20 protein-coding genes are annotated in these 23775 nt (G+C 70.6%); 14 read left to right on the top strand and 6 right to left on the bottom strand.

Annotation, left to right across the window (positions count from 1 at the left end; translation table 11 throughout):
• Positions 1–37 precede the first annotated feature (37 nt).
• From AB0H62_RS32255 to AB0H62_RS32245, 3 genes are read right to left on the bottom strand one after another with little or no spacing between them, the layout of a single operon-like run.
• On the bottom strand, positions 38–1132 hold the full coding sequence (locus AB0H62_RS32255) for an amidohydrolase family protein (RefSeq protein WP_360590272.1): 1095 nt from the start codon (positions 1130–1132) through the stop codon (positions 38–40).
• Positions 1129–2253, bottom strand: coding sequence for an amidohydrolase family protein (locus AB0H62_RS32250; protein WP_360590270.1), 1125 nt, complete (start codon positions 2251–2253; stop codon positions 1129–1131). Before AB0H62_RS32250 ends, AB0H62_RS32255 begins: the two co-directional genes overlap by 4 nt.
• Positions 2250–2762 (bottom strand): Rieske 2Fe-2S domain-containing protein, encoded by a 513-nt coding sequence (locus AB0H62_RS32245; protein ID WP_360590268.1) that lies wholly within the window; start codon positions 2760–2762, stop codon positions 2250–2252. The genes AB0H62_RS32250 and AB0H62_RS32245 overlap by 4 nt, the downstream gene beginning before the upstream one ends.
• Positions 2763–3014: 252 nt before the next feature.
• On the opposite strand from AB0H62_RS32245, the gene AB0H62_RS32240 reads away from it, so the two are divergent.
• The 3 genes from AB0H62_RS32240 to AB0H62_RS32230 all read left to right on the top strand — a co-directional run bounded on the left by AB0H62_RS32240 (position 3015) and on the right by AB0H62_RS32230 (position 6579).
• Positions 3015–4334, top strand: a complete 1320-nt coding sequence (locus AB0H62_RS32240; protein WP_220239701.1) for an MFS transporter — start codon at positions 3015–3017, stop codon at positions 4332–4334.
• A 68-nt stretch (positions 4335–4402) separates the two neighbouring features.
• The gene (locus tag AB0H62_RS32235; RefSeq protein WP_360590266.1) at positions 4403–5917 is read left to right on the top strand and encodes a GAF domain-containing sensor histidine kinase; all 1515 of its coding nucleotides are present in this window, start codon (positions 4403–4405) and stop codon (positions 5915–5917) included.
• Positions 5914–6579, top strand: a complete 666-nt coding sequence (locus AB0H62_RS32230; RefSeq protein ID WP_255637872.1) for a response regulator transcription factor — start codon at positions 5914–5916, stop codon at positions 6577–6579. Before AB0H62_RS32235 ends, AB0H62_RS32230 begins: the two co-directional genes overlap by 4 nt.
• 106 nt (positions 6580–6685) lie before the next feature.
• Here AB0H62_RS32230 and AB0H62_RS32225 read toward each other — a convergent pair whose 3' ends face one another.
• The 3 genes from AB0H62_RS32225 to AB0H62_RS32215 all read right to left on the bottom strand — a co-directional run bounded on the left by AB0H62_RS32225 (position 6686) and on the right by AB0H62_RS32215 (position 10712).
• Positions 6686–8110 (bottom strand): MFS transporter, encoded by a 1425-nt coding sequence (locus AB0H62_RS32225; protein WP_360590264.1) that lies wholly within the window; start codon positions 8108–8110, stop codon positions 6686–6688.
• Positions 8111–8176: 66 nt separating this feature from the next.
• A complete protein-coding gene (locus AB0H62_RS32220) occupies positions 8177–9187 on the bottom strand; it encodes a LysR family transcriptional regulator (protein WP_220239704.1) in 1011 nt (336 codons plus the stop codon).
• Positions 9188–9308: 121 nt separating this feature from the next.
• The gene (locus AB0H62_RS32215; protein ID WP_360590262.1) at positions 9309–10712 is read right to left on the bottom strand and encodes an aminomethyl transferase family protein; all 1404 of its coding nucleotides are present in this window, start codon (positions 10710–10712) and stop codon (positions 9309–9311) included.
• Between the two features lie 331 nt (positions 10713–11043).
• Here AB0H62_RS32215 and AB0H62_RS32210 point away from each other — a divergent pair, with 331 nt between their 5' ends.
• From AB0H62_RS32210 to AB0H62_RS32160, 11 genes are all read left to right on the top strand, one after another.
• The gene (locus AB0H62_RS32210) at positions 11044–11925 is read left to right on the top strand and encodes a methylenetetrahydrofolate reductase (protein ID WP_360590260.1); all 882 of its coding nucleotides are present in this window, start codon (positions 11044–11046) and stop codon (positions 11923–11925) included.
• Entirely contained in the window at positions 11922–12794 is an 873-nt protein-coding gene (gene purU, locus AB0H62_RS32205; protein ID WP_220239707.1) for a formyltetrahydrofolate deformylase, read from the top strand. Before AB0H62_RS32210 ends, purU begins: the two co-directional genes overlap by 4 nt.
• Before the next feature lie 24 nt (positions 12795–12818).
• Positions 12819–13163 (top strand): protocatechuate 3,4-dioxygenase, encoded by a 345-nt coding sequence (locus AB0H62_RS32200; RefSeq protein ID WP_220239708.1) that lies wholly within the window; start codon positions 12819–12821, stop codon positions 13161–13163.
• Positions 13156–14010, top strand: coding sequence for a class III extradiol dioxygenase subunit beta (locus tag AB0H62_RS32195; RefSeq protein WP_360590257.1), 855 nt, complete (start codon positions 13156–13158; stop codon positions 14008–14010). The genes AB0H62_RS32200 and AB0H62_RS32195 overlap by 8 nt, the downstream gene beginning before the upstream one ends.
• On the top strand, positions 14007–14714 hold the full coding sequence (locus AB0H62_RS32190; protein WP_360590255.1) for an alpha/beta fold hydrolase: 708 nt from the start codon (positions 14007–14009) through the stop codon (positions 14712–14714). Before AB0H62_RS32195 ends, AB0H62_RS32190 begins: the two co-directional genes overlap by 4 nt.
• A 15-nt stretch (positions 14715–14729) precedes the next feature.
• Complete coding sequence (locus AB0H62_RS32185) at positions 14730–15026, top strand: muconolactone Delta-isomerase family protein (RefSeq protein ID WP_220239711.1); 297 nt, start codon at positions 14730–14732, stop codon at positions 15024–15026.
• Between the two features lie 853 nt (positions 15027–15879).
• Entirely contained in the window at positions 15880–16332 is a 453-nt protein-coding gene (locus AB0H62_RS32180; protein WP_220239712.1) for a hypothetical protein, read from the top strand.
• 571 nt (positions 16333–16903) lie between these two features.
• Positions 16904–18190 carry a bifunctional GNAT family N-acetyltransferase/ATP-binding protein gene (locus AB0H62_RS32175; protein ID WP_360590252.1) on the top strand — a complete coding sequence of 429 codons (1287 nt, stop codon included), beginning with the start codon at positions 16904–16906 and terminating at the stop codon, positions 18188–18190.
• A 256-nt stretch (positions 18191–18446) separates the two neighbouring features.
• The gene (locus AB0H62_RS32170; RefSeq protein WP_220239713.1) at positions 18447–19226 is read left to right on the top strand and encodes an isocitrate lyase/phosphoenolpyruvate mutase family protein; all 780 of its coding nucleotides are present in this window, start codon (positions 18447–18449) and stop codon (positions 19224–19226) included.
• 879 nt (positions 19227–20105) lie between these two features.
• The gene (locus tag AB0H62_RS32165) at positions 20106–22853 is read left to right on the top strand and encodes an AAA family ATPase (RefSeq protein ID WP_360590250.1); all 2748 of its coding nucleotides are present in this window, start codon (positions 20106–20108) and stop codon (positions 22851–22853) included.
• A gap of 510 nt (positions 22854–23363) precedes the next feature.
• Complete coding sequence (locus AB0H62_RS32160) at positions 23364–23684, top strand: hypothetical protein (RefSeq protein WP_360590248.1); 321 nt, start codon at positions 23364–23366, stop codon at positions 23682–23684.
• Positions 23685–23775: the final 91 nt, after the last annotated feature.

Raw genomic sequence — 23775 nt, 5'->3', positions numbered from 1 at the left:
GGACCGGCACCGGCCATCGGGATCGATACCTCGAGGATCACGGGCCGAACGAGTACCAGGCGTCGGCGTTGCCGGCCAAGACCCGCGCCCGTTCGCCGTCGGTCAGGGCTGCCAGCAGCCGCTGCCCGCCGGGGCCGTGGTCGTGGGGGTGGTCGCTCGCGTACATCAGCATGGTGCCCGCGTCGAAGAGGTCGAGCGCCTGCCTGACCTGGAGCGGGTCCTGCGGCAGGTGGGCCGGCGCAGTGGTGAGCCGCAGGTGCCGCTGCGCGACCTCCGAAGGTTTGCCGGTCAGCCAGGGCACTTCGCGCCAGACGCCCTTCCAGTCCTTGTCGAACCGCCACAGCAGGGCCGGCAGCCACGAGAACCCGCATTCCAGCAAGGTCACCCGCAGCTCGGGCAGGTCGGCGAAGGCGCCTTGGGTGATCAGGCTGGTGATCTGCGCCTGCACGAGGATCTGCGAGTTGGCGAGGTAGTCCTCGAGGTAGGTGTGGGTGAGCCCGCTCGGGGTCGGCGCCTGGCCGATCCGTCCCCACGCGTGCAGGCCGACGACGAGACCGTGTTCGGCGGCGGCGCGAAGCAGCGGGCGGTGGCGGGTGTTGCCCCACGGTGCGTCGGTGCGTACCGGGAGCAGCACCTGCACGATCTGCGGATGGCTGCCGAGGCGTTCGATCTCGGCGACCGCGGCCGCGGGGTCGAGTGTGGGCACGACCATGCTCGCCCGCAGCCGGTCGTCGCGGCTCAACCACTTCTCGACGAGCCAGTCGTTGACCGCGCGGGTGAGAGCGGCCTCGTAGTACGGGTTGCGATTGCAGTGGAACGACGTGGTGCAGTTCAGCACGGCGAGCCTGAGCGACTCCGGGTCCAGCACCGCGGAGCGCACCTGCTCGACCTCGGTCGCGGGCAGGAGACCCGCGGCTCGTGCGGCGGGTGTGGCACTGGTGGGTGCGAGTGGCGGGTACGCCCCGCCCTGCGACGGCGACAGCGACTGCCCACCGTCCACGAGGTACTCGCGCCAGTACTCGTCGAGGAACGGGGCCAGCTCGGCCAGCGACGCCGGTGCGCAGTGCACGTCGGTGTCGACGGCGCCGGTGCCGATCGCGGTCTCCAGGGACGACACAGCCGACACGCTCATCGCGTGCCCTCCGTGGCTCGCGCCGGCAGCCCGTACAGCCGGCAGGCGTTGGCCCCCATGATCTGTTCCCGCGCGTCGGACGGGAACAGCCTTGGCGCCAGCCGCGGGGAGTCGAAGTCCCAGTGCGGGTAGTCCGAGGCGAACATGATCCGATCGGTCATCCCGACGTGCTCCAGTGCGGTGGTGAGGTGGCGTGGGTCGTCCGGCTCTTCGATGGGCTGTGTGGTGAACCAGAGGTGCTCGCGGAGGTACTCCGAAGGCGGCTTGCGCAGGTGTGGCACGTCGGTGCGCAGCCGCGGCCACGCCTCGTCGAGCGCCCACATCAGCGGCGCGGCCCAGACGATCCCGCCTTCCACGCAGATCACCTGCAGCGACGGGAACTCCTCGAACACGCCTTCGCACAGCAGGTTCGTGACCAGCGCCGCCATCACGTTGCCGTTCCAGACGTGCTCTTCGAGGTAGAACGACGGCCACCCGGCGCCGCGGTGCTGCTCGATCCCGCCGGTGTGCGCCGCGACCGGGAGGCCCGCGTCCACCGCGGCGCGGTAGATCGGCCAGTAACGGCGTGAGCCGAACCCGGTCTCGCCACCGGTGGGCAGGAGCACCTGCACGAACCGCGGGTCGTCGGCGCGCCGCGCGATTTCCTCGGCGGCGAGGTCGGGGGACTCGGTGGGGATCGCGATCGAGCTGCGCAAGCGCGGTTCGGGCGTGAGCCACTCCTCGGCCAGCCAGCCGTTGAGCGCGCCGCAGAGGGCCGCGGAGTACCGCGGTTCCTCGGCGCCGAAAGTGTGTCCTTGCAAGGGGATCAGGACTCCGTGGTCGATGCCGAACTCGTCGAGCAGTTGCGCCTGCGTCGTACCCAGGTCGCTGCCGGGGATGCCGCCCGCCTCGGGCCACGAGTCGAGCCGGAAGCCGGCGTTGCGCACGCGCGGGTAGAACTCGGGCGGGTTCGGCACCCTGCCGCCGAACATCTCCCAGCGTTCCCGGTGCGCGCCGCTCAACCGTGCCCGGATGTCCGCGGCCGGTGCGCTCGGGTGGATGTCGGTGTCGACGATCGTGTACCCGGCCCGCGCGGCCGCGGTGCCCGGCGACGACGCACCGGTGGGCAGCGTGCTTGTCATGACGCACCTCCGACTGTGCCCGGCTTGGCCGCCGGGTGTGGGCTGGTCTCGACCACCACGTAGGCGTCCTCGACGTGCACGGGGTAGGTCTCGGTGACGTACGGGCCGGGGCGGCGCCCGCCCTTCGCACCGGGCTCAGGCGCCGAGACCTGATCGGCCGCGACGGTGCCCTCTTCGGCGCGAGGCTCCACGGACACCGTGTACGTGCGGGCCCGCGGCTCACCGGGGCCGAGGAACGACTGGCCGGTCTCGAGGTCGTACTCCCAGCCGTGCCACGGGCAGGCGACCAGGGCCTCTTCCTCGGCCATCGCGTACTCGCCCGGCCCGGCGGAGCTGACCCACGGCTTCGTGCGGCCGAGGCACAGCGGCCCGCCCATGTGCGGACAGTGGTTGTTGATCGCGTAGAAGCGGTCACCGACCCGGAACACCCCGATCGACCTGCGCCCCGCCTGCACGATCCGGCGCTCGCCCGGCGGGAACTCGTCGAGTCGCGAAACGACTATCTTCACGGTTCGGACTGTAAGCAGCCGCTTCCCCGCGGTGGAAGCAGAAACTCGGGATACGCGACATCAACGCGGTGAATACGCACTCGATCGGCGTAGCCGGTGCGCGGCCACTGTCCTGAAAGGACGGTTCCGATCAGCGGGCACCGAGACAAACGACGTAGGCCGAACAGGTCGCCGCGGCCGTGCCCGGCGCGGTTTTGTCTGCTTTCCTCGGTGCGCCACCCGTGCCGAACCGCCCGCGAGGAGTACGGATCCATGGCCGAACCAGCACCGTCGACGCGTCCGTCGAAGAAGACCCTCTTCGCCGCAAGCCTCGTCGGCACGTCGATCGAGTGGTACGACTACTACATTTTCGGGACCGCGGCGGCACTGGCGTTCGGGTCGGTGTTCTACCCGAAATTCTCCTCCGCCGCGGGCACGCTCGCGGCATTGGCGACGTTCGCGGTCGGCTTCGTCGCCCGCCCGCTCGGGGGTGCGGTGATCGGGCACTTCGGCGACCGGATCGGGCGTCGGTCGATGCTCGTGCTCACCCTGCTGCTGACCGGCGGCACGACCACGCTCATCGGCGTCCTGCCGACCTACGCCGCGATCGGCGTCGGCGCTCCGCTGCTGCTCGTCCTCCTGCGGGTGCTGCAGGGCTTCGGGGTCGGCGGGGAATGGGGCGGCGCGGTCCTCATCGCCTCGGAGCACGCCACCCCGCGCCGCCGCGCGGTCTACGGCAGCTTCGCGCAGTTCGGCGTGCCGGTCGGGGTGCTCACGTCCAACCTCGCCTTCCTGGCCGTGTCCGGCCTGTCCGACGACGACTTCCTGGCGTGGGGCTGGCGGATCCCGTTCCTGCTCAGCGTCGTCCTCGTGGTGGGCGGGCTGCTGGTGCGTAGCCGGCTGCAGGACTCGCCGGAGTTCACGAAGGCCAAGCGGGAGCGGGCCACGAGCCGGGCGCCGTTCGCCGAACTGGTCCGCCGGCAGCCGGTGACGCTGGTCCTGGCGAGCCTGGCCTCGATCGCTCCGCCCGCGATCGGCTACACCGTGACCGTCTACATGCTGACCTACGGGACGACGGTGGTCGGGTTCGACCGGACCACCCTGCTCTGGCTGATCCTGGCCTCGACCGCGATCTGGATCGGTGCGATCATGCTGGCCGCCCTCGCGAGCGACCGGTTCGGCTCCCGGCGGGTGTACGTGCTCGGCGCGGTGACCGCCGTGCTGTGGCCGGTGCCGATGTTCTTGCTGGTGGACACCGGCGACGCGGGCCTGGCGTTCCTCTCCTTCGCCGTCGCCGCGCTCGTTCAGGGCATCATGGCCGGGGCCCAGGGCGGGCTGTTCACCGAGATCTTCGACGTGCGAGTGCGCTACAGCGGGATTTCGATCGCCTACCAGCTCGGCGGGATGGTCGGCGGCGCCGTCACGCCGATCGTCGCGACCGCGCTGTTCGGGGCGAGCGGATCGTCGACCGTAGTCGCGCTCTACGTCGCCGCGCTGTCGCTGGTGAGCCTGGTGGCTGCGGTCGGGCTGAGCGTCCGGCGCGCGACCCTGACGGAAGACCGTTCCGCCACATCGGTGCGGCCGTCGGCGTGATTTCCACTCTGGCACCGCATAATGGGGCCATGCCAGGGCAACGGAGTCCGAGCGGAAGCAGGCCGGAATTGCCGTCCGAAGCTCTCCACGCCCTTGTTTCGGTGTCCGCCGACGGGCTCGCCGTGCTCGACGCCGCGGGTTGTTTCGCCGCCCTCAACGACTCGGCCGCGGCCCTGCTCGGTTCGGCCGCAGCCGACCTGATCGGTGAGCCTGCGCCGTTCGCGCCCGACCCCGTGGAGCCCGACTCGGTGAAGCCCGACGCCGTGGCGCCGGACGGTGGCCGGCAAACCGTTCGCTGGCCGGTGCCGGGCGGACGGGTCCTGGATCTCGAGTACCGGCTGTCGCCGTTGTCCGACGGCGGGCAGGCGGTCTGGTTCAGCGACCGCACGGATGTCCGGCGTCAGCAAGAGCGGCTCACCGCGATCGCGCGGGCCGCGTCCAGCGTGGCCGGGGCGTTTTCGCTGCGGGCCACCCTTGACGCGGTGGCGCGCGAGATGGTGATGACGGCCAACATCGTCGCCGTGCAGATCCTGGCGCTCGACGATCCGGCCGCCGACCTGCGCATCCTCGGCATGGCGGGGTTCGGTCCGGCCGCCGATTTCGTCGACCGCCTCAGCGCGTGCCGGCGGCTCGGGGCGCACGTGCGGTTCTTCGACGCGTTCGTCGGCGGCGAGCCGGTGGTGCAGGTGCATCGCAAGGCCGCGATCATGGCCGACCCGACGTGGGAGCCGCTGCACGAGATCATGAACCGGCCGGACTGGGACGGGTTCGTCGCGATGCCCATGGTGGTCCGCGCCCGCACCGTCGGCGTGATCAACGCCTATTACCGCGCCGGGGAGGATCCGGGCGCGGGCTCGCTCGCGTTCCTGCAGGCGATGGCCGACCACGCCGCCGTCGCGATCGACACGGCGTCGTTGCTGGCGCAGACCCGCACGCGCGCGCAGTCGGACGAACGCCGCCGGCTGGCCCGCGATCTGCACGACTCGGTGGTCCAGCAGCTCTTCTCGATGCGCATGCAGGCCAAGGCACTGCGCGGCCGGCTCGATGGTCGCGACGCCGCGCTCGAGCACATCCGCCCGATAGCCGAGGAGCTCGCCGAGCTGTCCGCCGGCGCGCTCACCGACCTGCGGCTGCTGGTGTTCGAGCTGCGACCGCTGGACCTCGCCGAACACGGCCTCGTGGCCGCCGTTCGGGCGCACGCCGAGAGCGTGCGCGTGCGGACCGGGCTGGTCATCGACGTGGTCGCGGCCGACGAGCTGCGGATGACCGGCGCGCTCGACGTGCAGGAGGACCTGTACCGGATCGTCTGCGAGGCGGTGCACAACGTCGTGAAGCACGCCCGTGCGTCAACCGTCGAGGTCGGCCTTCGCGTCGAGGCCGACGACCTCGTCGTGCGGATCCGGGACGACGGTGCCGGTGGCGACGAGCCCCTCGGCAGCCGCGACCAGCTGGGCCTGGTGTCCATGCGCGAGCGCACCGAGCGCTGGGGCGGGCGGTTCGCGGCGGGGCCGGGCCCCGGCGGGGGCTGGACGGTGCGGGCGGCGGTGCCGCTGCGGCGAGTGCGGGAAGAGGCCACCGGATGAGCCCCGAAATGATCCGGATCGTGCTCGTCGACGACCACGTGGTGGTGCGACGCGGGCTGCGGGCGTTCGTCGAGATCGAGCCAGCCCTCGAGGTGGTCGGCGAGGCGGGGGACGGGGAGCAGGCGATCGAGCTGCTGCGCGAGTGGCGGACGCTGGAGCGGCCGCTGCCCCATGTGGTGCTGATGGACCTGCAGATGCCCCGGATGGACGGCGCGGAGGCGACCAGGCGGATCCTCGCGGAGCACCCGGAGGTGAAGGTCGTGGTCCTGACCAGCTTCGGCGAGGCCGAACGCGTGCACACCGCGCTCGCCGCCGGAGCCGCCGGCTACCTGCTCAAGGATGCCGAGCCCGAGGAAGTCGCCACGGCCATCCGCGCCGCCGCGGCCGGTGAGGTCCACCTCGACTCGGCGGTGGCCAAGCAGCTCACCCGGCGGATGGCCGCGCCCCGGGTCGGGCTCTCGGCGCTGACCGCGCGCGAGCGGGAGATCCTCGTGCTCGTGGCGCGGGGCTTCGCCAACCGGGACATCGCGGACACGCTGGTGATCAGCGAGCGCACGGCGCGTACGCACGTCAGCAATGTGCTGAGCAAGCTGCAGCTCTCGTCCCGCACGCAGGCGGCGCTGCTGGCGATCCGGGAGGGACTGACTCCGCCACCCGGGTGACCGGGCACCGGGATTTCCGCGCTGTGGCGGGGATCCCTCGGCGCAGCGGAGGGCTTCCCATGCACTAGGCGCGGGAAGCCCTCCGCTGTCCACGGTTTCCGGTGGTTCAGCCGGGTGTGGTGGTCTCTTCGCGAGTGGGCCGGGCCGCGTCGGCGGCCGTGGTCACGGGACGCAGCGCACCGTCCGCGGTGGCGGGGAGGCGGCGCTGGAAGCGGCCCAGCACCAGGAGCGCGGTCATCATCACGACGGGGAAGACGGCGAACACGAAGAAGGTGCTCTGCGCACTGAGACCGTGATCCAGGAGCACCCCGGCGAGCCACGGGCCGAGCATCGCACCGAGCTTGGACACCGAGGTCGCCCAGCCGGCGCCGTTGGCTCGGATCGCGGGGCGGTAGAAGATGCCCGAAATGCCGATCACGCCACCGTGGCCGCCGATGATGAACACGTTCGACAGCAGCAGCACGAACACATACGCCAGCGCCGAGAGGTGGACGAACCCGATCACGAGCAGGCACGGCACCGCCAGCAGCGGCATGATCGCGATGGTCCCGGCCCCGCGGCGGTCGATGAAGCGGCCGATCAGGACCTGTCCCAGCGCGCCCGCCGCGGAAGTTCCCGCGGCGAGGGTGGCGGCCGCCGACACGCTGAAGCCGATCTGCTCGTTGAGGATCGGGCCCCAGAACGTCAGGTAGAACACGACCGTCGCCGAGCAGAAGTAGGACGCCCACACCAGCGTGGTGAGCACCGCCAGCCGCCCGCGGAACAGGGCCACCGGGGTGAAGTGCTTGCGTTCGACGACGTCGGTCCCGACGACGTAGGTCGCGTTGTCCGGCAGCGAGAGCCCGGGCCGCACGCGCAGCAGGGTGCGCTTGATCCGGTCCGGGGCGAGGCCCTTCTGCGCCAGGAACTTGACCGACTCCGGCAGCGCCGGCACCACCGCGAGGAGCACGACCAGTGACGCCGCGCCACCGACGAGGAACACCGACTGCCAGCCGAAGCGCGGGATCAGCAGGTTCGAGAGCGGGCCGCCCGACGCGCTGCCGATGCTGTAGCCGACCATCACGATCACCACGGACGTCGACCGCAGCCGGATCGGCGCGAACTCGCTGACCAGCGCCCACACCGGCGGGAGCGCGCCACCGACGAACAGCCCGGTGATCAGGCGCAGGAGCACCAGTTGGGGGTAGTCCTGCGCGAAGGCGACCAGGACCATGAAGATCCCGAACCCGGCGACCGACACGACGATGGCGGGCTTGCGGCCGACCCGGTCACCCAGGTAGCCGATGACGATCCCGCCCAGCAGAGTCCCGACGACACCCACGGTGCCCAGCGTGCCGAGTTCGGTGTTGGTCAGGTCGAACGATTGTTTCAGATAGCGGCCCGCGAAAGAGATGACTTGGAGGTCGAAGCCGTCCAGAAACGCGACCAGCCAGGATACGGAGAAGAGTGCGGTCCAGAACCTCCCCACTTTCTGGTTCTCGATCAGGGGGAGTACGTCGATGATCGGTCTGCTCGTCGTTGAATTCGACAAGGCACACTCCTTTGTGCGCTCGGGCCAGAGTGCTTCACCGTGTTTCGCAGATTGCCAGTATGTGGCTCACAGAGCGGGGTTCGGTAATAAATCGTCTGCACCCGCCGCATAACCGCCGTGAATACCCCGTTCGGGCTCACGAAGGCCGTCCGCGGCCTCTTCGACCACCGAGCGCAGCCACGCGTGCGTGCGTTCCTCGGTGTTCTTCCGGTGCCACCACAGAACTTCGACGATCGGTGGCGCGTCACCCGGGTACGGCAGGATGCGCAGATCGCCGCGGTCGGCGAACTGCCGGGCGAGCCGGTGCTGCATCACCGCGACCCGGTCCGTGCCCGCCACGAAGTACGGCGTCGCCTGGTAGCTGTCCACCCGCACGGCGACCTGCGGCTGCGTGGACAGTTGGGCGAGCACCGGCGCGAGCGGTGAACTCGCCGGGTACCCGTCGTCGGGGTGGTTGGGGATCACCCACGCCATCCGCTCCAGGTCGGCGAGACGCGGCCGGTCCCCCACCGGATTTTCGGCCGCCACCACACACGACCAGTGGTCGCGGAACAATTCCCGACCTCGGATTTCGTCGACCTTGAACGCGGACTTCGGCGCGGAAATGATCACGTCGATTCCGCGGAGGGTTTCCGGCAGATCCGCGGGCAGCTCACCTTTCGCCACTTTCACGCTCAACCGCGCACGAGGCGCTGCCGCATGGAGTGCGCGTGACAGCGATTCGCCGAACGCGGCGATGACGTAATCGTTCGTCAGAACGGTGAATTCACGCTCGGTGTCTTCAGGGTGGAATTCCGGTTCGGGTGAGAAGAGCCGTTCGACGCCCAGGTACACCGGTTCTATTTCGGCGGCCAGCTGCTCCCCGAGCGGGGTGAGGACGAATCCCGAGCGCGTGCGTTCGAGCAGGTCGTCGCCGAAGTGCCGGCGCAGCCTCCCCAGCGCGGCGCTGGCGGCGGGCTGGGTCACACCGACGCGCTGGGCCGCCCGGGTCACGTTCTGCTCGCGCAGCAGCTCCCGCAGGATGACGAGCAAGTTCAGGTCGATGTTCGCCAGAGAGCCGACGCCCCGTCGGGTCACGTGCGATCACCACCGTGCGGTCACCTGCCAACAGGCCGTCCCGGGGACGACGACGGCCTCGCACACCGTACTACGCCCCTGGCGACCTCGGCAGCGCGGCGAAAGCACGGTCACGGCGTGCTCACACCGTCACGGCCGAGCGCCAGCCGGGGTGGTAGCTCTCGCGCGCCATCGCCGAGTACGGCGCCGGGCTGACGATGGCCCGGACGGAGAACTGTTCGTGCGGCTGCACGGTGGTCTTGCGGGAGCCGCCGTCCGGCTCGCCCCAGACCACGCGGACCTCCGCTCCGAGCGGCACGTCGGGGTTGACCGTGGCCAGAGACAGGGCGGCGCGCTCGTTCGCGCTGTAGCCGGTGAACAGCGACAATCCGATCCGGTTGCCGTCGGCGTCGAGCACCGAGTCGAAGTTCGACGAGCCGTAGTTGGCGTTGGGCAGGTCGAAGAACTGGTAGCCGGGACCGTCCGGATCGACGGGTGAGGTGAGCAGGGTGCCCACGTCTTCGGCGTTCCACGCGAGGGTGACCTTGCGCCGTTGGCTCTCGGGGTCGATCGCGGCGAGCGCGTCGCGGCCGATGAAGTCGTGGTCGAACTTGACGAACGAGCCGTAGCCGAGCTCCCAGGGGTTGAGGTAGTAGTCCTCGATCCGGTCGGACACGAAGCTGCCGGCCAGCGCGTTGGTCGCCTCGTAACTTTCGGCGCCGAGCCATTCGCGGTACGGGCGCAGCTGCTCGCCGGTGTAGATCGCGGGCAGCGGCGACGGGATCCAGCCGGACTCCATCGTGTTGCACGAGTACGCGCGCGCCCCGGCCGGCTCGAGCCCGAACTCGCGGCCGGCTTCCAGGATGGTTTCGCGCACCTCGTCGTAGGTTTCGTACGGGCCCCACAGCTCCAGGCCGGGCGCGCCCGCCATGCCGTGGCGCAGGGTCCGGACCTGCCGGCCGGCGATGTTCAGGTGTCCCATGCGGAAGAACCGGACCTGCTCCACCGGGCCGCCGTGGACCTTTTCGATCACGGGCCAGGCGTTCGGGCCCTGGATCTGGAAGCGCCACAGATCCCGGGTCACCGGCTTGCCGTACGGCCGCGACGGCGACCGCTGGTCCAGCCGCAGCTCGACGTCGTAGCCCTGGCTCGCGTGGAAGGTCAGCCAGTTGGCCACCGGGGCGCGGCCGACGAACACGAATTCTTCCTCGGCCAGCCGGAACAGGATGCCGTCGCCGATCACCCCGCCGTCGGGCGAGACGGGGACGAACTGCTTGGCCGAGTCGACCGGGAACTTCGCGACGCTGTTGATGCCGGTGTCGGAGATCAGCTTCAGCGCGTCGGGGCCCGAGAGGAAGAGGTTGACCATGTGGTGGGTCTGGTCGAACAGCACGGCTGTGGACCGCCAGGCGATCACCTCGCGGCGGAAGTTGGTGAACTCGGCCGGGACGACCGGGTAGATGTAGGCGCCGAGCTGGGAATTGCGGAGCAGGTCCACCGTGTTCCCCGCGTGATCGACCACGTCCTGCAGGCTTTTCGCGCTCATGTGCGGTCCGTTCTCGTGCGACTGGTGTCTGGGTCCCGGCGGCGGTCGCACGCCGCCGGAAGGCCGAGGGCCACTCGCCGGTCCTGGGCTGCCCCCGTTGGACGGTAGGCCCGCGGAGGTGCCGAGCGTGAGGTCCCGCAGGCCGGTCTCGGCTACGTCATTCGACCTAGGCGCATCGCGCGGGGCGGACGCCCCCGTCATTTGTCGCGGTGAACTAGGCCTCCCTGCCGGACGAAAAACGATCGGCGTTCCGTTCTACTGGTGGCCGGCCGATGGCGCGCCGGTCGGCGCGGCAGGCAGCGCTTGCGGTACGAGGAAACGAGGGCGGCGCATGACCATCCAGCAGGAGGTTGCGGGCTCGGGGCGCCGGCGGCCGGATCTGGCCGATCTGGTGCGGACCATGAGCTACGAGGTGATGCCGTTCCGCGGCACCGAGTCGGCCGTGCTCGAGCACGTGCCCACCGCCGTCCCGTTGACGGTCACCGTCACCGAGGCGAAGGGTATCGACACCACCCTGGACCTGACCGAACGTCTGCTGCGTCACGGTTATCAGGTCGCTCCGCACCTGCCGGCGCGGCAGTTCATCGACCGCGCCCACGTCGCCGACGTGGTAACCCGCCTGCGTGAGACCGGGGTGCGGTCGGTGTTCGTCATCGGGGGTGACGCGCCGAAGCCGGCGGGCGAGTTCGCCGACGCGTACGCCTTGCTGCGGGCGATGGAGGACCTGGGCCACCCGTTCACCGACGTCGGTATAGGTGGCTACCCGGAAGGCCACGCGAAGATCCCGGCCCCCGCGCTCGAGCGGGGGTTGCGGCAGAAGGCTCCGCTCGCGACCCGCGTGATCACCCAGATCTGCTTCGACGCGGCGGTCACCGGCGCGTGGTCCGCGGGACTCTCCGCCTCCGGGATCGACCTGCCGGTCCACATCGGACTGCCGGGCCCGGTGAACCGCCAGAAGCTCGTGCGGATCTCGGCCGGGATCGGGCTGGGGCAGTCGGCGCGGTTCCTGCGCAAGCAGCAGAACCTGATGTGGCGGTTGCTGCTGCCGCGTGGTTACGAACCGACGAAACTGGCCAGGCAGCTCGCCGCCGAGGCGCCGCGCGGCGGCAACGTCCACGGGCTGCACGTCTTCACGTTCAACGAGCTCGCGAAGACCGAAGCGTGGCGGCAGGAGCTGCTCGCCCGGATCGAGGGAAAGGACGGGCGCGCGTGACCGGGGCCACCCAGGACGACGACTACGGGCGCCTGATCGTGCAGGGCGCGGACCGGCCGGGGATCGTGGCGACCGTGTCGGGGGTGCTGACGGACGAGGGCGCCAACATCGTCTCGCTCGACCAGTCGACCAGCGATCCGTCCGGCGGCCGGTTCTTCCAGCGCACGGTTTTCCACTTGGCGGATCTGCCTTCGCGGCTGGCCGACCTGAACGCGACATTGGAAACGCGCCTGGGCGAACAGCTGGGACTCGAGTTCCGGCTGGTGGAGGCGAGGCGGCGCAAGCGGGCCGCGATCCTGGTGTCCAAAGCGGACCACTGCCTGCTCGACCTGTTGTGGCGCCAGCGCCGCGGCGAGGTGCACATGACGGTGCCGATGGTGGTGTCGAACCACCCCGACCTGGGCGACGACGTGCGCGGCTTCGACATCCCGTTCTTCCACGTGCCGGTGGGCAAGGGGGACAAGGCGGCCGCTGAGAAAGAACAGCTGAACCTGCTCAAGGGCAACGTCGATGTGGTGGTGCTGGCGCGCTACATGCAGATCCTGTCCGCCGATTTCCTCGCCGAGCTCGGCGTGCCGGTGATCAACATCCACCATTCGTTCCTGCCGGCGTTCGTCGGCGCCGGGCCGTACCAGCGGGCGAAGGAGCGCGGTGTGAAGCTCGTCGGCGCGACCGCGCACTACGTCACCGAAGACCTCGACGAGGGGCCGATCATCGAGCAGGACGTGATCCGCGTGTCGCACCGGGACTCGGTACCCGAGCTACAGCGAAAGGGGGCGGACGTCGAACGGCTCGTGCTCTCTCGCGCGGTGGCGTGGCACTGCGACGACCGCGTCGTCCGGGACGGCTCCACCACCGTGGTGTTCTAGCCGGGGGAACGGAAGGGAGTGGCTATGACGAAGGCCCGTGACGACTACCTGCTCGACCTGCGCGCGAGCCGGCGGGGGTACGCGCTGAACAAGATGTGCCTGTCGCTGAAGGACGAACGGAACCGGCGGCGGTTCACCGAGGACGAATCCGCCTACTGCGACGAGTTCGGGCTGTCGCCGGAGCAGAAGAAGGCGATCCTCGAGCGGGACTGGACCGGGATGCTCGAACTCGGCGGCTCCGTCTTCTACACCTACAAACTGGCGATGCTGGACGGGAAGTCCATGCAGTACCTCGGCGGTGTGTTCACCGGCATGACGGCCGAGGAGTTCGCCGAGGCGATGCGATCGGGAGGGCGGAAACTTGGCTAGGGTGATCTGGGGTCTCGCCACGTCGCACGTCCCGTCGATCGGCGCGGCGATGGACAACCGCAAAACCGCCGAGCCGTACTGGAAACCGTTGTTCGACGGGTACGCAGCGGCCCGGGAGTGGATGGCCGAGCATCGGCCGGACGTCGCGGTGATCGTGTACAACGACCATGCCAACGCGCTCGACCTCGACCTGGTCCCGACCTTCGCGGTCGGCACCGCGGAGTCCTACGAAGTGGCCGACGAGGGCTGGGGCCGCCGCCCGGTGCCACCGGTCGTCGGTGCGCCGGAGCTGAGTGAGCACCTCGTCCGCCGGCTCATCGACGACTCCTTCGACATCGCGACCTTCCACGGCCTCGACGTCGACCACGGCCTCACCGTGCCGCTGTCGGTGTACTGCCCGGATCCGGGGGAGCAGTGGCCGTGCGCGGTGGTGCCTGTGCTCGTCAACGTCATCCAGCACCCGCAGCCCACGGCCGCCCGCTGCTACGCGCTGGGGCAGGCGATCGGACGCGCGATCCGGTCGTTCCCGGAGGATCTCAGCGTCGCGGTGTTCGGCACCGGCGGCATGTCGCACCAGCTGGCCGGTGCTCGCGCGGGTTTGATCAACACGCCGTTCGACCGCATGTTCCTGGAGAAGATCGAGACCGACCCGGAGGCCCTCACGCGGCTCACGCGGGAGGAGTACGTCGCCCGGGCCGGCACGGAGGGCATCGAGCTGATCATGTGGCTGGTGATGCGGGGCGCGATGGACGAGCGGATCACGCGGATCCACGAGACCTACCACGTGCCGGCGTCCAACACCGCGGCCGCGCTGGCGCTGTTCGAGAACGGGGGAGGACCCGCATGACCGCTTTCGTCCTGCTGCACGGAGCGTGGCACGGGGGCTGGGCTTGGCAGCGGGTGGCCCCCGCGCTGCGCTCGGCCGGCCACGAGGTCTTCGCACCGACGCTGACCGGGCTCAGCGACCGCGCCCACCTGCTCAGCCCCGCGGTGGGGCTCGGCACGCACATCCAGGACGTCGTGAGCCTGCTCGAGGCGCACGACCTGCGCGACGTCGTGCTGGTCGGGCACAGCTACGCCGGGCAGGTGGTCACCGGTGTCGCCGATCGGGTGCCCGAGCGGCTCGCCAAGCGGGTGTACCTCGACGCGTTCGCCGGCCGTGACGGCGAAGCCGCCATCGACCTGCTGCCCGAGCAGGTCGCCGGACACTACCGCGAGTCGGTGGCCGGCCCGGGTTTCGGCTGGCTCATCCCCGTCCGGTCCCTGAGTGTGCTCGGCGTGACGGACGAGGCCGACCTGGCGTGGCTCGGCCCGCGCCTGACGCCGCAGCCGTGGCTGACCTACACCGAGCCGCTGCGTCTCACCGGCGCGGGCGAGGGCGTGCCCGCGGAGTTCGTCGAGTGCACGGACTGGATGCGGGTGTTCCGGACCCACGCGGAGCGGGCCGCGAACCGCGGCTGGCCCGTGCACGAGATCGCCACCGGGCACGAGGCAATGGTGACCGCGCCCGGCGAGCTCGTGGACCGCCTGCTCGCGATCGCGAAGTCGTAGCCCACCGGAGGAACCGTGGAATTCCTGGTCCGCACCGAGAACCTGCTGCCGCCCGAGACCCCGGACGAGCTCCGTGAGCGGCTGCGCAAGGCCGAACGCGAGCGCGCGCACGAGTTGCGCGCCGCCGGTGTGCTCAAACGACTGTGGCGGGTGCCGGGCCGCAACGCGACCATCGGCCTGTACGAGGCCGAAGACCCGGCCGCCCTGCACGACGCCCTGACCTCGCTGCCGATGTGGAAGTGGATGGACGTCAACGTCGAGGCACTGGCCACTCATCCGCAGGAGCGTTCGGCGGGGAACGGAGCGCCGTGACGCGGTAGTACTCGCTGAGCGGGGGACGAGTTCGACGGACACCATCGGCGATCCGTGGTCGTCATCCGCCACAGCCACACGGCCGATCTCCGGCCTCGAGCCGCTGCGATCGTTCCGGCTGAACAGAAGACAGTGTCGGCCGACTGCGGTACGGCAGCCGCCTTCCCCCAGGATGCCGTCTCCGACCTGCTGGTCTCCTAGGACGCGGCCGCCAACACGACCTCGATCACCGGTGATCAGATTCTCAGCCGGCACGCTCAGAGCTCCGACGGCCGTGGCCAAGGGGTCAGCGCGACCATCGACTGCGCGGGCATCACGGTGATCCAGTGACGTGCCGAGGTAGGTCGTGCAGCCAATGTCCGAAGCGGGCTCCGAGCGACTCGTCGAGTCCTGGGGGTAGGCCCATTCGGGCTCGGTCCGGTTGCGGAAGCAGCACAGGTCGGCCTTTGTCACCGGGAAGAATCTCGGCGTAGGCGAATCTGCCACACCTTCTTGATCAAGACCGTGCAGTGAATCCGCTCACTCGACGCCGGCTCGCCGTCTACGGCCTGGCTCGCGGTCAGTGCGTGCTGCCCGTGGGCGTGAACGTGCTCTAGCCAGCGCCGTTGTTCGCCGGCGTCGGCTGCACGATGGCCGCCTCGTGTTGTCCGCTGCAGACGCGCTGCTCGTCGGAGGAAGCGCCTGGGTCGTCGGGAGCCGAATTCCCGGCGGCGGCCGGTAACGCCGGGCGGGGTCGGACCGACCATGTCGTGTTGATGTCAGCGAAGGAGCACCAGTGTCCAACTCACACCCGATGGTCCCGCCACAACCAGCGTCCAGAGCGAGGCGGCGCTGGCCGTGGATCTTCGGGGCGGTGCTGGTCGTCGTGATGGTCGGGGTCGGCGCAAACGCTCGTCGAGCGGAGAGTCTGCAGCCCTCCCAGGCTGCCCACGATGCGGCGACGTCGTCGGCTACGGCAACCGACGGCGGCACCGGCGAGGCGGCCATCCTGCGTGCGGCCGGCCTGCTGCACGCGCACGTCGAGAACCTCGAGCAACTGATCTGCGACCCGTACACGGCGACCGCGACGGCGACCGCCGGTGGGTTCGATGTCCACGTCACCTACCCGGGCCCCGCGAATTTGACCGTCTTCGCCGAGACCTTCGACGAGCGCCCCAGCACGCAGCACAAGACGATCGGTGGGCAAGACGCCGGGGCGACGTTCACGTTCACCGGATTCCCGCTCGATCAGGTGATGGCGATCTCGGTGTCGGAGACATCGGACCGCGGCCCCGGCACTTGCGACGTCTTCGATCGGGCTCCGTAGCCGACACCGCTTCCCCGGCACGTGCGCCAGTGTCGGCGGTGATCTCCCGCGCCACGCGCCGGGCGGCTTCTTCGACGGCGCCATCGAAGAAGCCGGCCCGGAAGTCGGCGAGACAGCGCGAGCAGCTGGCTACGACGATCGTCGTAGGGCACCGTCGAACTGGATTCTGGTGCTGAGCTGGAGCAGGTCGAACGCGAGGATCCGGGCCCGGCAGGTCGTCGACGAGGCGGTAGCTGATCTTCCGCTGCGGGAACCTGACGCTTTCCTGGCCGCTCCAGTCCGTCCGTTCGGAAGTCTCGTTGGTTCGAGAAATGATCGGCACCACGGCCGACCCGCTGGTCGGCCCCTGCGCTCGGCGGCGATTCGGTGGAGCTCTCACGCCGTGGTGAAGTGAAACGCGGTCACGTCCTGCCCCACCTTGGCCTCGGCTACCGATTGGTAACCGACGTTGGCCTGGGCACCTTCAAAGTGCGCCCCTGCCGGTGCGCTGGCGGTGTTGCGAGCCTTCGGAGAGCCGAGTCTGCCGCTCCTGGACGTTGGGCCTCGCACACCAGGCGCGGTGGCCGGTACCGTGCAGGTCGTGCCGACGTGGCGTTTACGGGATTTCCACGACGACGATCTGGACCGCGCCATCCAGCTCTGGGATCAGGACCGGCAGGCGGACGATTCGCCTCCGGTGTTTCCGATTTCGGAGGTCATGGCTGCGACCCGGACCGGCGTTGTCGTGGTGGCGGTGGTGGGCGATGACCTGGTGGGGATGGCGGTCGCCCAGGCACAGGGGGAGCGGGCCTGGATCACGGGGGTGTCGCTCGAGCGGCGGTGGCGCAACCGGGGGATCGGCAGCTCCTTGATCGGCGAGCTCGAGCGGCGGCTGAGGGAGCACGGAATCCGCCGGATCAGTGCGCTGCTCCCGCCCGGCGCGACGGGAACCGTGGCCCTGGAAAACTCCGGCTATCCGGCTCGCCCCGGGTTGATCTTCTACGAAAAGGTCGAGCATCTCGGGGCCAGCGACGCGGGCCTGCTCGCGGAGCTCGGCGGGCGGGTTCTGCCGCGTGGACTGTGGACCGATCTCGCAGGGATGGAGCGGGAGAAGGAAACCATCGAGCGGCGGATCGTGCTGCCGCTGGCCAAGCCCGTGCTGGCGGACCGGTACGGCGTCGTGCAGCCGAAGGCGGTCATCCTCTTCGGCCCGCCGGGCACGGGCAAGACCAGCTTCGCCAAAGCGGTCGCCTCCCGGCTGGAATGGCCGTTCGTGGAGCTGTTCCCCTCCAGGCTCGCGTCGTCGGGAGCCGGAGGCTTGGCTACTTCGCTACGGGACACGTTCGCCGACCTGGCCGACCTCGAGGCCGTTGTGCTGTTCATCGACGAAGTCGAGGAGATCGCCGGCGTCCGGTCCGGGCTGGCCGTCGATCCTGGCCACGGAGTCACCAACGAGCTGCTCAAACTGATCCCGGGCTTCCGCGACCACGACGACCGCCTGCTGATCTGCGCCACCAACTCCGTCCGCTCTCTCGATCCGGCGTTCCTGCGCCCGGGCCGGTTCGACTACGTTCTTCCGGTCGGTCCCCCGGACCCGGCGGCCCGGGCGGCGATCTGGCGGCGGTACCTCGGCCCCGCTGCCGGAGGCGTCGAGCTCGAGCGGCTCGTTGCGGCGAGCGAGATGTTCACCCCCGCCGACATCGAGTTCGCCGCTCGCAAAGGTGCCCAGGCCGCGTTCGAACGTGATGTCGTCCACGGCCGCGGCGCCCCCGCCGGCACCGAGGATTACCTCGCCGCCGTCGCCGACACCCGGCCCACCCTCACCGAACAGGCCCTGACCGAGTTCCGGGAAGACATCGCCCGGTACGTGCGGATGTGATCGGCGCACGCGTCGGCCGTCGCCGTCTCGAACTCGGCCGCACCACGAGGTTCGCCCGCGCGCCGGGACACCTCGCTGAGCGGCGTCGGCTGTGCTCACCAGCTCAGTTCCCGGTTGACCACGGGCAGCGTGACAGCGACGACCCGACGCTGCCAGGCGCTGCGCGACTCCCGCGATGCCTGATGCCAGTCAGCGAACGTCGGCCGGGATCGTCCTTGTCATTCGGCCGGAAGATTGACCGGATAGATTGACCGGCATGACTTCCACCGGCGACAAGGCCACGCTGCTGCAGGAGCTGCACGCGGCCCCGGAACTGCTGCTCGTCGTCAACGTCTGGGACGCGATCACCGCCAAGGTTGTCGCCGAGACGCCCGGGACCAAGGCACTGGCCACACCCAGCCACGGGATCGCGGCTTCCCGCGGCTACCCCGACGGCGAGAAAATCCCGCGCGACGAGATGATCGCCGAGGTCGCCCTGATCGTGCGCGTCGCGGGTGACCTGCCGGTGACCGCCGACCTCGAGGCCGGCTACGGCGACCCGGGCGGCACGGTGGCGCGGGCGATCGACGTCGGCGCCGTCGGCTGCAACCTCGAGGACCAGATGAAGCCGCTGGCCGACTCAGTGAAGGCTGTCGAGGCCGCCGTGGCCGCCGCCCAGAACTCGGGTGTCGACTTCGTGCTCAACGCCCGCACTGACGCGTTCCTCAAGGCCGGCGACCGCGACCCCGACGAGGTGCTCGCCGACGCCATCGCCCGCGGCCGCGCCTACCTGGCGGCAGGTGCGTCGAACTTCTTCGTGCCCGGTCTGCTCGACGAGGACCAGGTGGCCCGCCTGGTCGACGCACTCGGCGAGCGCAAGGTCAACCTGATCGGCATCCCCGGCTCGATCCCGTTGGCGCGTGCGCAGGAACTGGGCGTCTCACGGGTGTCCTACGGTCCGTGGAGCCAGAATGTGGCGCTCACCGCCCTCGCGAAGCTCGCCGAGGACGTATACGCGGGCGGCGGCCTGCCCTCGGACACGCGCAAACTGAACTGACCCCACCTCCGGCCCCGGCAGGCCGAACGCTGCGAGGGCCGGACTCGTTCACCGCGTCATGTGGCGATCTCGACCACCCGCCGCCCCGACGCCGACCGGACCCGGCGACCGCGAAGCACGTTGCTTCTAACGTGTTTCGCGGGCGCCCACCTGAACCGCAGCTGTTCTGAGCGATCAGCCACGCGCACGGCGGGCCGGGCCGCGTTCATGACCGACATGACCGCTGCGTTGACGTCGGCCGGGCTCGACTCCGCACCATCCACACAGAGCTGTTCGGCGCGCTCGACGCCATCAACCCCGGGCTCGTCGGGCGGATCACCCGGCCGCCGCACCCGCCGGCCGGGCCGCCCGGCACCGGGCCGGGCGTCACGTTCGCCCGCAGTGGCATTTCGGCACCGTTCCCAGGCGGCACGCTGCTGGAACTCGCCGACGCGTGCGACGTGCCCGCACGCTGGAGCTTGCTGCACCGGCGCGTGCCAGACGTGCGGCACGCCGGTCCTGTCGGGCTCCGTCGGCTACGCGCAGTTGCCGCTGGAGTCGCCGGCAGCAGGCCAGGCGCTGCTCTGCTGCTCCACCCCGCGCACCGACCTTCGATAAACAAGCGCGTCGGAGTCGGCACCCTCTCGGCCGGCGATGTCGGCAAAGCACTGGAGTGGGACCTAGACGATGCTCGCGAAATCCGCTCGGCCGGCTGATGACCGCTCGTTGACAACGCGCTCGCGTCCGTGTTGAGACAGCGCCCGGTTGTGAACGTGGAACTTGGTCGACCGGGCGTGCACGCGGTGCCGGAGTTATGTTTGAGGCTCCGATGAGGTCGCCGCGGGGTCTGTCCGATCAGGCCGGCGGGGGCGGCGACGGAGCGGGTAGCGGTGGTGCGAGATGCTGCGGGACCGGCACAGGGAGCGGGTTGAATTCGACCGGCTGGTCGACGCCGTGCGGGCGGGCCAGAGCCGGGTCCTGGTGGTGCGTGGCGAGCCCGGCGTGGGCAAGACGGCCTTGCTGGAGTACGCCGCCGAGGTCGCCCGGGGGTGTCGGGTGATGCGCGCGGCCGGGGCTCAGGCCGAGGCGGAGCTGGCCTTCGCGGGGCTGCATCAGGTGTGCGCGCCGATGCTGGCTGGGCTGGCTCGATTGCCGGGGCCGCAGCGGGTCGCGCTGGAAACGGTTCTGGGGATGGGGAGGAGCGACAGGCCGCCGGATCGGTTCCTGGTCGGGCTGGCCGTGTTGAGCCTGCTGGCGGAGGCCGCCCACGAGCGGCCGCTGGTGTGCCTGGTGGACGACACGCAGTGGCTGGATCAGGCGTCGGTGCAGGCTCTGGTGTTCGTGGCGCGGCGGTTGTCGGCGGAGTCCGTCGGCATGGTCTTCGCCGTGCGGGAGCCGCAGGAGACCGGGGAGCTGGCGCGGCTTCCGGACCTGGTTGTCGGTGGTCTTCCCGCCGAGGAGGCGCGGGAGTTGCTGAGCTCAGCGCTGGGACCGCTGGACCCGGAGGTGCGGGACCGCGTCGTGGCCGAGACGCGGGGGAATCCGTTGGCGCTGTTGGAACTCCCGCGCGGGCTGAGCCCGGCCGAGCTGGCGGGTGGGTTCGGGCTGCCGAGCATCGAGGGGCTGCCGAACCGGATCGAGGAGAGTTTTCACCGGCGATTGGCGCCGCTGCCGGCCGAGACGCGGTTGCTGCTGCTGGTCGCGGCCGCCGAGCAGAGCGGCGAACCGGTGCTGCTGTGGCGCGCGGCCCAGCGGCTCGGCATCAGGATCACGGCAGCGGCACCGGCGAAGGAGACCGGCCTGGTCAGCTTCGATCCACAAGCGTGGTTCCGGCATCCGCTGGTGCGCTCGGCCGTCTACCGCGCCGCATCTTCCGAAGATCGGCGCCGCGTACACGCCGCGCTGGGCGCGGTCACCGACGCGGAGCAGGATCCGGATCGACGGGCGTGGCACCGCGCCCACGCGGCCGCGGGGCCGGACGAGATGGTCGCGGCCGAGCTGGAAAACTCGGCCGGGCGGGCGCAGGCGCGCGGGGGTGTGGCCGCGGCTGCCGCGTTTCTCGAGCGGGCCACTCGCCTGACTCCCGACCCCGTCCAGCGGGCCGAGCGAGCGCTCGGCGCCGCGCAGGCCAAGCAGCAGGCCGGCGCGCCGGACGCGGCGCTGGAACTGCTGGCCACTGTCGAGGCGGGTCCGCCCGACGAATTCCGCCGTGCTCGCTGCGAGCTGCTACGCGCCCAGATCGCGTTGGTCACCAGGCGCGGCCGCGACACCCCGCGGCTGCTGCTCGAGGCCGCCACTCGGCTCGCGCCACTCGACGCGCGCCTGTCGCGCGACACCTTCCTCGGGGCACTGGAGGCGGCGGCTTTCGCCGGCCCGCTGGCGAGCGGCGGGGGAATCCGGGAGGTCGCGGAAGCCGCGCGGGCTGCGCCCCCGGCCCCGGACCCGCCGCGCCCGCTCGATCTGCTGCTCGACGGTCTGATCCTGCAGATCACGGAGGGATACGCGGCCGCCGTGGCGCCGCTGAAGCGAGCGCTCGCGGCGTTCCGCAGCCCCGACCTCGCCCCGGAGGACGCCCTTCGCTGGACGTGGTTCGCGCTGGTCACCGCCCGCAATCTGTGGGATGACGAGACATTCGACGTCCTCACGCGCCGCCACGTCGAGATCGCCCGAGACACCGGCACGCTCGCCGCGCTCCCCCTCGCCCTCCAAACGCGCGTGTCCGCGCAGGTGGTCGACGGCGAGCTGACCGAGGTCGCGCCGCTGCTCGAAGAGAGCGCAGCGGCCGCGGAGGCGACCGGAATCGAGCTCCCGCCCTACGGCGGCCTGCTGCTCAGGGCCTGGCAAGGGCGGGAAACCGAGTTCCACGACCTGAGCGAACCGGTCGTCGCGGGCGCGGCCGCGCGGGGCGAGGGCATCGCGCTGGCCGCGACGGCGTGGACGAGCGTGGTGTTGTACCTGGGGCTGGCCCGCTACGACGACGCGCTCGGGGCAGCCCAGCGCCTCATCGAGTCGGACAACCCGGGCCAGCGGTTCGTTTCCCAATGGGGTGCGGCAGAGCTGATCGAGGCGGCCGTCCGGACCGGAACGCGAGACGCCGGTGCCGAGACATGGGCCTGGTTCTCACCCCTGTTGCGGGCCGCCGGCACCGACTGGGCGCTGGGCGTCGAGGCTCGTTCTCGCGCGCTGCTGGCCGACGGGCCGGGCGCAGAGCACGCCTACCGCGACGCCATCGAACATCTCGGCCGCACCCGCGTCCGGCCCGAACTGGCCCGAGCGCACCTGCTGTACGGCGAATGGCTGCACCACGAACGCCGCCGCGGCGACGCCCGCGACCAGCTGCGCACCGCGCACGACCTGTTCACCACCATGGGCATGGCCGGCTTCGCCGAACGCGCCGCCCGCGCACTCCACACCACCGGGGCGACCGTCCGCACCCACCGCACCGAGACCGACACCACCCTGACCGCGCAGGAAACCCAGATCGCCCGCCTCGTCCAGGACGGCCACACCAACCCCGAAATCGCCGAACGGCTGTTCCTCAGCCCCCGCACCGTCGAAAGCCACCTCACGCGCATCTACGACAAGCTCAGGTCACCGCCGCCGTCTCCTCCAGTGCCGCCGTCACCACCCTTGCCGCCGGCGACGTGACTGCCGCGGGCCGGATCGGCGGATTCCGGCTCCACCATCGTTCGCCGCCGTTCTGGCCTCCGGCACCTGTGCCACCGCTCGCCGCGCAGGTGCAGCCGAACCCGTTGTGGCCAAGGAGTTCTGCGACGTATTCGCGTTGGATGTTGCGCCAGAGCGAGAAGTCTGCGGCGACGGCGGCAGGCAGGACGCTGCAGAGCGCCGCGGATGTTGAGGGTGCCGACGGCTCCCATCAACGGTCGGAGACCGTTGCTGCAAGGCCCTGCGACGAGAGCGGGCGCTATTCGCCGACACCGGTCTCAAACTGGAGATTTTCGGGCTCAACGTCAGCTCGGCCGGCGCGATCAGCCAATCGCCTGATCGCCACGAGATCAGCTGGGCGCAGAACGTCGAGCTGGTCCGCGCGGCTGAGGTCGCCGGGTTCGAATCCGCCGCGACCCCGCGGCTGCGCGCGAGAAGAGTCAGGAACTACGCAGCCTGGCCGCGCGGGAGAACCGAACGATCCGGGTGTGGATGTCCGCCAGCGTCATCCTCGGCGAATCGGACACCGACGCCGCCCGCATCCGCGACGACTACGAGACCCGCCACCGCGACGACTACGCCATCCGCAACTGTCTCGACTGGACCATGGGCGGCGCGCACCTGCCCCCGGACCGACGGCGGCACCTGGAACGCACCCTGGCTTCGACCGCCGGCAGCCACAGCCTCATCGGCGGCACCTGGTGTCCGAGCTCGCGGGGCATGGCCACGGCCCCGGCGAGTCCACCGTCTGGCGTGAGGATCCGTCGGGTCGGCTCATCGACGGCGGCGAGCAGCCGACATTCGCTGCGGTAGAAGGAACACCGCTGTTCGAGGGCCGAGGTCACATGGTGATCTGCGGTGCGGGTGGCCGACGGTGTCACGAGGAACCGTCTCCATGGGCTGG

This window comes from Amycolatopsis sp. NPDC050768 (assembly GCF_040654155.1).
In the GTDB taxonomy this organism is placed as follows: Bacteria; Actinomycetota; Actinomycetes; order Mycobacteriales; family Pseudonocardiaceae; genus Amycolatopsis.
The sequence above is the reverse complement of the archived record's forward strand: the minus strand, read 5'-3'. Positions and strand labels throughout refer to the sequence as shown.

Coding starts and splice junctions, on each gene's coding strand:
- AB0H62_RS32170 (WP_220239713.1), top strand. CDS start 18,447: ATGACTTCCACCGGCGACAAGGCCACGCTGCTGCAGGAGCTGCACGCG.
- AB0H62_RS32165 (WP_360590250.1), top strand. CDS start 20,106: ATGCTGCGGGACCGGCACAGGGAGCGGGTTGAATTCGACCGGCTGGTC.
- AB0H62_RS32160 (WP_360590248.1), top strand. CDS start 23,364: ATGTCCGCCAGCGTCATCCTCGGCGAATCGGACACCGACGCCGCCCGC.
- AB0H62_RS32190 (WP_360590255.1), top strand. CDS start 14,007: ATGACCGCTTTCGTCCTGCTGCACGGAGCGTGGCACGGGGGCTGGGCT.
- AB0H62_RS32230 (WP_255637872.1), top strand. CDS start 5,914: ATGAGCCCCGAAATGATCCGGATCGTGCTCGTCGACGACCACGTGGTG.
- AB0H62_RS32200 (WP_220239708.1), top strand. CDS start 12,819: ATGACGAAGGCCCGTGACGACTACCTGCTCGACCTGCGCGCGAGCCGG.
- AB0H62_RS32255 (WP_360590272.1), bottom strand. CDS start 1,132: ATGAGCGTGTCGGCTGTGTCGTCCCTGGAGACCGCGATCGGCACCGGC.
- AB0H62_RS32240 (WP_220239701.1), top strand. CDS start 3,015: ATGGCCGAACCAGCACCGTCGACGCGTCCGTCGAAGAAGACCCTCTTC.
- AB0H62_RS32250 (WP_360590270.1), bottom strand. CDS start 2,253: ATGACAAGCACGCTGCCCACCGGTGCGTCGTCGCCGGGCACCGCGGCC.
- AB0H62_RS32215 (WP_360590262.1), bottom strand. CDS start 10,712: ATGAGCGCGAAAAGCCTGCAGGACGTGGTCGATCACGCGGGGAACACG.
- AB0H62_RS32210 (WP_360590260.1), top strand. CDS start 11,044: ATGACCATCCAGCAGGAGGTTGCGGGCTCGGGGCGCCGGCGGCCGGAT.